This is a genomic window from Methylocystis sp. SC2 (assembly GCF_000304315.1).
GTDB lineage: Bacteria > Pseudomonadota > Alphaproteobacteria > Rhizobiales > Beijerinckiaceae > Methylocystis.
On the sequence record NC_018485.1, the window covers coordinates 20,662 to 27,500 of the forward strand.

Annotated in this window: 9 protein-coding genes and 1 tRNA gene (1 of these 10 running past the window's edge); 6 read left to right on the plus strand and 4 right to left on the minus strand. The window is 65.5% G+C overall.

Features of this window, described 5'->3' with window-relative positions; all coding sequences use genetic code 11:
• The first annotated feature begins 1 nt into the window (after position 1).
• From BN69_RS00110 to cmk, 4 genes are all read left to right on the plus strand, one after another.
• On the plus strand, positions 2-1,015 hold the full coding sequence (locus BN69_RS00110; protein WP_014889507.1) for a c-type cytochrome: 1,014 nt from the start codon (positions 2-4) through the stop codon (positions 1,013-1,015).
• A gap of 181 nt (positions 1,016-1,196) precedes the next feature.
• Positions 1,197-1,271: transfer RNA gene (locus tag BN69_RS00115), tRNA-Gly, on the plus strand.
• Between the two features lie 115 nt (positions 1,272-1,386).
• Positions 1,387-2,733, plus strand: coding sequence for a 3-phosphoshikimate 1-carboxyvinyltransferase (aroA, locus tag BN69_RS00120; protein ID WP_041926722.1), 1,347 nt, complete (start codon positions 1,387-1,389; stop codon positions 2,731-2,733).
• On the plus strand, positions 2,730-3,356 hold the full coding sequence (gene cmk, locus BN69_RS00125; protein ID WP_014889509.1) for a (d)CMP kinase: 627 nt from the start codon (positions 2,730-2,732) through the stop codon (positions 3,354-3,356). Before aroA ends, cmk begins: the two co-directional genes overlap by 4 nt.
• A 7-nt stretch (positions 3,357-3,363) precedes the next feature.
• Here the strand turns inward: cmk and BN69_RS00130 are convergent, their stop codons facing one another.
• Positions 3,364-4,482 carry a helix-turn-helix transcriptional regulator gene (locus BN69_RS00130; protein ID WP_014889510.1) on the minus strand — a complete coding sequence of 373 codons (1,119 nt, stop codon included), beginning with the start codon at positions 4,480-4,482 and terminating at the stop codon, positions 3,364-3,366.
• A 119-nt stretch (positions 4,483-4,601) separates the two neighbouring features.
• On the opposite strand from BN69_RS00130, the gene gluQRS reads away from it, so the two are divergent.
• Positions 4,602-5,498 carry a tRNA glutamyl-Q(34) synthetase GluQRS gene (gluQRS, locus tag BN69_RS00135; protein WP_014889511.1) on the plus strand — a complete coding sequence of 299 codons (897 nt, stop codon included), beginning with the start codon at positions 4,602-4,604 and terminating at the stop codon, positions 5,496-5,498.
• Here the strand turns inward: gluQRS and BN69_RS00140 are convergent.
• Both BN69_RS00140 and BN69_RS00145 read right to left on the minus strand, forming a co-directional pair.
• Positions 5,493-5,855, minus strand: coding sequence for a type II toxin-antitoxin system VapC family toxin (locus BN69_RS00140; protein ID WP_014889512.1), 363 nt, complete (start codon positions 5,853-5,855; stop codon positions 5,493-5,495). The genes gluQRS and BN69_RS00140 overlap by 6 nt on opposite strands.
• Positions 5,852-6,049, minus strand: a complete 198-nt coding sequence (locus BN69_RS00145) for a type II toxin-antitoxin system VapB family antitoxin (RefSeq protein ID WP_014889513.1) — start codon at positions 6,047-6,049, stop codon at positions 5,852-5,854. The genes BN69_RS00140 and BN69_RS00145 overlap by 4 nt, the downstream gene beginning before the upstream one ends.
• A gap of 154 nt (positions 6,050-6,203) precedes the next feature.
• On the opposite strand from BN69_RS00145, the gene BN69_RS00150 reads away from it, so the two are divergent.
• On the plus strand, positions 6,204-6,470 hold the full coding sequence (locus BN69_RS00150) for a phosphopantetheine-binding protein (RefSeq protein ID WP_014889514.1): 267 nt from the start codon (positions 6,204-6,206) through the stop codon (positions 6,468-6,470).
• 50 nt (positions 6,471-6,520) lie between these two features.
• Here the strand turns inward: BN69_RS00150 and BN69_RS00155 are convergent, their stop codons facing one another.
• On the minus strand, positions 6,521-6,839 hold the end of the coding sequence (locus BN69_RS00155) for a M23 family metallopeptidase (RefSeq protein WP_014889515.1). It continues 1,697 nt past the right edge of the window; 319 of the gene's 2,016 nt are visible here — the last part of the coding sequence; its start codon lies off the right edge, out of view; its stop codon occupies positions 6,521-6,523.

Sequence of the window (6,839 nt, forward strand, 5' to 3'; positions counted from 1 at the left end):
CATGCGCAAGGCGCTTACTGGCGGCGCGCTCGCCGCGTTCTTGGCGCTCTTGGCGCTCGGGTCTTTCGCCGCTGCGGAAGAACTCGGCGCGTCGAGCGCGAAATTCTGGTCGGTTCCGCAAGTCGACGCGCTGCCTTATGACGCGCATAGCCGGCTGATCCGCCACGGGCGCGATCTCATCACCGCGACCTATTCGCATATCGGGCCGGACATGCCCGACCCCGCGCAGCGCTTTTCGGGCAATAATCTCGCCTGCGGCAATTGCCATCTCGACGCCGGCGTGAAGAAATTCGGCCTGCCGATTTTTGGCCTCGCCGAGGATTTCCCCGCCTATAGCGCGCGCGCCGGCGCGCAGATCACGCTGCAAGACCGCATCAATTCCTGCATGACGCGCAGCATGAACGGCCGCCCTTTGCCGGTTTCGTCCGCGCCGATGCGCGCCATCGTCGCCTATATTCAGTTTCTCTCGACGGGCGTCCCAAAGGGCGAGAAGCTTTCGGGACTGGGCGCCGGGACCATGCCGGAGCTCGCGCGCGCCGCAGATCCGGCGAAGGGGCGCGACATTTATCAGGCGCGCTGCATCGGCTGCCATAACGTCGACGGCGCCGGCGTGCAGAACAGCCTGCCGGGGCTGGGCGCCGGCTACGCCTTTCCGCCGCTCTGGGGCTCGGACAGTTTCAACGACGGCGCCGGCATGGCGCGGCTGATCACAGCGGCGAACTTCATTCACTCCAACATGCCGGACGGCGTCGATTATCTGCATCCGCGGCTTTCGCCAGAAGAGGCGTGGGACGTCGCGGCGCTTATGGTGTCGAAGCCGCGGCCGCATCGCGCCGGGCTGGAAAAGGATTTTCCCGACCTTCTGAAGAAGCCGATCGACGCGCCTTACGGCCCCTATGCGGACGGCTTCTCCGAGGAGCAGCACAAATACGGGCCTTACGGCCCGATCCGCGCGAAGCTGAAGGAGATCGAGACGGAGAAGGGCGAGGTGAGGAATCCGAACAGCGGGAGGTGAACTCGTTTTCACCCCACCCCGGCGCTGCGCGCCGACCCTCCCCCTCAAGGGGAGGGTGTGGGCTGCGCGTCGGTCTACCCTCCCATCGAGGGGGAGGGTCGCGCCGAAGGCGCGGGGCGGGGTGGAGGAACTCAGTCCCTCCCGTTGAAAGCGACCGCCGCCCGCGTTACACAAGGGGGGCGCGGGCGTAGTTCAGAGGTAGAACGTCAGCTTCCCAAGCTGAATGTCGTGGGTTCGATTCCCATCGCCCGCTCCAATCTCCCTGAGCCATGCGAAAATCAGTCCGCAGACGCGGGGCCGCCGCTGTTGAGCATTCTCGTCAAAAGTGCGAAGCGGTTGCGCGATTGAATCACGCCCGACCGAAAGTGACGATGCCGCAGGCCGCCCATGCTCACGCTCCCGCCGCGCCGCTCAGCGCCCATAAATCCGGGCCGCTTAAGGGCCGCGTGCGTCCGCCGGGCGATAAATCCGTTTCCCACCGCGCGCTGATCTTTGGCCTGCTCGCGATCGGCGAGACGAAGATCGAAGGGCTCCTCGAAGGCGAGGACGTGCTGCGCACGGCGCAGGCCTGCCGCCAGCTCGGCGCGAAGATCCTGCGCCATGCCGAAGGGCGCTGGAGCGTCTGGGGCGCGGGGCTCGGCTCGCTGCTGCAGCCCTCGGAGACGCTCGATTTCGGCAACGCCGGCACCGGCTCGCGGCTGATGATGGGCGTCGTCGCCGGCCACCCGATCCTCGCGCGCTTCGACGGCGACGCCTCGCTGCGCAAACGCCCGATGAAGCGCATTCTCGATCCTTTGGCGCTGCAGGGCGCGCAGGTTCTGGAGCAGGCCGAGGGCGGCCGCCTGCCGCTTGTGCTGCAGGGATCGAGCGAGCCTTTACCGGTCGAATACAAGACGCCCGTCGCCTCGGCGCAGATCAAATCCGCGGTGCTGCTGTGCGGTCTGAATTCGCCTGGCCAGACGACGGTGATCGAGGCCGAGGCGTCCCGCGATCACACCGAAAAAATGCTCGCGCATTTCGGCGCGACGGTCGTGAGCGCGCCTCACGGCCCGCATGGCCGCAAGATCACGCTGGAAGGTCGCCCGGAGCTTTTGGCGCGCGAGGTGCGGGTTCCCGCCGATCCGTCGTCGGCCGCCTTTCCGCTTACCGCCGCGCTCATCGTCGAGGGTTCCGACATTGTGATCGAAGGCGTGATGACCAATCCGCTGCGCAGCGGGCTCCTAATGACGCTGCAGGAAATGGGCGCCGATGTCGCGCTGGAGAACAGGCGCGAGGAGGGCGGCGAAGAGGTCGCCGACATGCGCACGCGCTTCTCGCATCTTGTCGGCGTCGACGTGCCCGCGGCGCGCGCGCCGTCGATGATCGACGAATATCCGATCCTCGCCGTCGCGGCGTCTTTCGCCAAGGGCGAGACGCGCATGCGCGGGCTTTCCGAATTGCGCGTGAAGGAATCGGATCGTCTCGAGGCGGTCGCCGCCGGGCTTAAAGCCAATGGCGTCGACTGCGAGATCATCGATGACGATTTGATCGTTCGCGGCGGCAGGGTCGCCGGCGGCGGCATGGTCGAGACGCATCTCGACCACCGCATCGCCATGAGCTTCCTCGTCATGGGGCTCGCGGCCGAAAAGAAAGTCACGGTCGACGACGAGACGATGATCGCAACGAGCTTTCCCGCCTTTCGCCCGCTCATGGAGCGACTCGGAGCGCGCTTCTCGTGACTTTCGTGATCGCGATTGACGGCCCCGCCGCGTCGGGGAAGGGCACGCTGGCGCGACGCCTCGCGGCGCATTACGGCCTGCCGCATCTCGACACCGGCTTGCTCTATCGCGCCACGGCCTGCGCGCTGCTGGAGGAGGGCCTTCCGCTCGACGACGTCGAAGCGGCGGTCGCCGCCGCGCGTAGCCTGTCGCTTGTCGATTTCGACGAAAAGCGGCTGCGCGCCCGCGACATGGGCGAGGCGGCGTCCGTCGTCGCCGCCATGCCGCCAGTGCGCGCGGCGCTCGTCGACATGCAGCGGGGCTTTTCGGCGCGGCCGGAAGGCGCCGTCCTCGACGGTCGCGACATCGGCACGGTGATCTGCCCCGACGCGAAGGTGAAGATTTTCGTCACCGCCGCGCCGGAGACGCGCGCCACCCGCCGCGCTCTCGAGCTTGCGCGCGCCGGCGAAGACGCCGACTACGCCGAGATTCTCGAAGACGTGAAGAAGCGCGACGCCCGCGACAGCGCCCGCAGCGCGGCGCCCCTAAAGGCGGCCGCTGACGCGGCGACGCTGGACACGAGCGACCTCGACATCGAGGAGGCGTTCGCGGCCGCGCTCGCGATCGTCGAGGCGCGGCGCTGAACTGCGTTTACAACTGGGACTGTTCGAGTTCGATCGGCGGGCGCCAGATTTTTGGCTGCGCCGCCAGCAGCGCGACGATCTGGGATTGCCGGGTCGCGCCGGTTTTCGTGAACACCGATCTCACCTGGCTGCGGATGGTGCTCAACTTCACCTTGTGACGTTCGGCGATCTGATCGAGCGTCAGCCCCTCGGCGAGACTCCCCGCGACGCGCGCCTCGGTCGGCGTCAGATCGAAGAGGCTTTGCACCAGCGCCGCGTCCAACGTCGCCGGCGGGGTAAGATGGGTGATCGCCAGCACGCCCAATCCGCCGCCGAAAAGATCGCGCGCATTGCCGGTGACGGGAATGAGATGCATCACCACCGGCCGCTCGCCAGTTCCCTTTGAGGGAAACGACCGTACCGAGGTTGCTGCGGGATTGCCGAGATCGGCGATGGCGCCCCGCAGCAATTTGTCGGCGGCGGGCTCAATCAGCGCGATGCGGTCCCGCGGCATCCAGACATGATGCGACGAGAGATCTTCGATCAGCCCATTGGCCGCAAGCACGCGACCGTCGACATCCAGTATCGCCGCGGGAATGCCGAGGGACCCGAGCGCCTCGGTCGCCGAGCGCAATCTCTCAAGTCGCCAACGGGCGGCGAGCAGACCGGCGCGGGCGAGATGCGGGCGCAGCGCGTCGAGGCGGTCCAGCTCCGCGCGGCCGAAAGGCGGTTCTCCCTTGCGCCGCTTGACCTGGAACATCACGAGATCGCCATTAAGCATCGGCACCGCTGTCGCCGTGCAATGATGAATGCCGTTGGGCGCGCACCACTCCTTGATGACCGGCTCCTGCGCATATTCTTCTTCGGTAAACCCCTCCTGATCGGTGACGAAGCCGGCGCGATTGAAGGCGAGCAGCTTGCTGAGCACTTGGCTTCGCTGAAGACCGCCGCTGCTGAAGAATGCGTCGGCTCCCTTTTCGAGAGCGCCTGAGCAGCGCCATCCGAGCCATGCGTCCGCCCGACGGGCGACGAGAACCCCGCCGGCGGCTTCCGCGACCTTGCCAATGTCATGCATGATGCGCGGCCAGCAATCAGGGTCGGCGGCGGCTTCGTAGATGTCGTCGACGAGCGATTCGAAATCTGGCATGTCTAAATCCAATAGCTTAAAGACCTTAAGCCCACCATTTTGAAGCAAGCCTCGGCGCTCGTCCACTGGCGCCGGAAGACTTGCAGTCGATTCGAGGGCGCCGCCCGCCAAGTAGGCTAATGACGTCCAGGGAAGAACGCGTTTTCCGCTTTGCGCCGTCGCCCAACGGCTATCTGCATCTCGGCCACGCCTATTCGGCGCTTTTGAATTTCGATCTCGCGCGTCGATGCGGCGGGCGCTTGCTGCTGCGCATCGAGGATATCGACACAGGCCGCGCGCGGCCCGAATTCGAATCGGCGATCTATGAGGATCTCGCCTGGCTTGGGATTGATTGGGAGCGGCCGGTCCGCCGCCAGTCCGAGCATTTCGAAGACTATGCGCGGGCGCTCGAGCGCCTGGACGCGATGGGGCTCATCTACGCCTGCGACTGCAAGCGCTCGGACATTGCCTGCGCCACGGCGGGAAGGCCCGACTGGCCGCGGGATCCTGACGGCTCGCCGCTCTATCCCGGAACCTGCCGCGACAAGCCGCGCCGAGCGGCGCGCGAGGTCCTCGCCGAAGGCGGCCTCGCGCTGCGGCTCGATATGCGCAGGGCGTCGACGCTCGCGGGGCAGGGGCTGACATGGCGGGAATTCGGCGCGGATTCGCCTTCATCGCCCGCAGGCCTAGCCGACGACCCGCAGGGCGCGACGATCGCCGCCGATCCGGCGGCATGGGGCGACGTCGTCCTCGCGCGCAAGGACACGCCGACGAGCTATCATATCGCCGTCGTCGTCGATGACGCGCTGCAGGGCGTCAGCGACGTCGTGCGCGGCAAGGATCTGTTTGAAGCGACGAGCCTGCATCGACTGCTGCAACGCCTGCTCGACCTGCCGGCGCCGGACTATCGCCACCACGGCCTCGTTCTGGACGAGAAGGGCGAAAAGCTCGCGAAGAGCGTCGCGTCGACGGCGCTGCGGGCGCTGCGCGCGGAGGGTTGGACGCCGGCCGACGTGCGTGAGCGAATAGGCTTATAGAACGGGAATTCCAATGCGTTCGGCGACTGATTGCAGTCGCTTGTCCCGCGTCCAGAGCGCCGCCGGGCAAGCCAGTAGCGCCGCGGCGATAAGGTGCGCGTCAACGTAACCGATCCCCACGCCATGTAACGCGCGCCGTTCGATCAACTCCAGGATTTCTTTCTCGTCTGCGAGCGGCGCTCTCGGAAGGTCGCTTAAGAGCGACAATATGACCTTGCGGTTCGCGAGATTGCCAAGCGCGAGTTCGCCGATGACGAAACCATGCGTCAATACTTCAGCGTCGTTTAGCAATGCGACGAGCCGAGCGTTCGGTTGGCGAAAGTGGTCGACCCATATGGACGTGTCGACCAGAATCACCTCGGGGTCGACCGGCGTCGAGGAATATCCCGGAGCTGTGGCTCGGAGCCGCCGAGACGCGCTAATCTCCGAGCGCTTTCCCTCTCAATGAGCGCCTTTAACGCTTCGCGGATTAGCGCAGACTTTTCCGTAAGTCCGGTGAAATCCTGCGCCTTGGCGACGAGCTCATCGTCGAGCGCGATCGTCGTGCGCATGACGTCCTCCCCCTCAGAGGCACGAAAAGTAGCATCAATTAATGCTCATTTCAATGCATTTGCCTGCATCTCCATGTGCGTCGCCGCACGAACATTTTCTCGGGCGCCGGATAGCTTCGGATCATTGAGTTCCATAGCGGCAAGGGAGAGCGAAATGTTCGAATCCATCCAGAGCCTGATCGACCAGGAAGCGCAGATCTGCGTTCCGGCGCGCCATCTGACGCCGCGCGCCAATCTCTACGAACTGGGAATGACGCCCTATACGGCGATCCGCCTGCTGCTCGCGATCGAGCGCGATTTTCGCGTCGAATTCCCGCGCGACTCGCTCAATCCCCAGACGATGGCGACGATGGAGAATATCGTCCGCGGCATTCGCGCCGCCCAGTTCGCGCCCGCCTATGAATGGCGCCAGGCGGCTTAGGAGAGGCGATTCATGGCCGGCGGCATCGAAGTGACAACAAAGATCGTCGCTTACCGGGTCTGACGAGTCGCCACTTTGGCGCTGTTGTTCGGCGCCTTCGCCATCAACGAATCAATGCGGTCGCGCTCTTTCTTGAATTCGGCGAGAAGCCGGCCCTCGATCTCGCGCGTGCGCGCCAGCTTGACGCGCATCGGATCGACAAAATGGCCATTGACCATCACCTCGTAATGGAGGTGCGGTCCGGTGGACAAGCCGGTCGAACCCAGGAATCCGATCACCTGGCCCTGCTTGACCCGCAGTCCTTCCTTCACGCTGCGCGCGAAGCCGGACATGTGGTTGTAGGTGGTGATGTAGCCGTTCGCGTGCTGG

Coding starts and splice junctions, on each gene's coding strand:
- BN69_RS00130 (WP_014889510.1), bottom strand. CDS start 4,482: ATGCCAGATTTCGAATCGCTCGTCGACGACATCTACGAAGCCGCCGCC.
- gluQRS (WP_014889511.1), top strand. CDS start 4,602: ATGACGTCCAGGGAAGAACGCGTTTTCCGCTTTGCGCCGTCGCCCAAC.
- BN69_RS00110 (WP_014889507.1), top strand. CDS start 2: ATGCGCAAGGCGCTTACTGGCGGCGCGCTCGCCGCGTTCTTGGCGCTC.
- BN69_RS00145 (WP_014889513.1), bottom strand. CDS start 6,049: ATGCGCACGACGATCGCGCTCGACGATGAGCTCGTCGCCAAGGCGCAG.
- aroA (WP_041926722.1), top strand. CDS start 1,387: ATGCCGCAGGCCGCCCATGCTCACGCTCCCGCCGCGCCGCTCAGCGCC.
- BN69_RS00150 (WP_014889514.1), top strand. CDS start 6,204: ATGTTCGAATCCATCCAGAGCCTGATCGACCAGGAAGCGCAGATCTGC.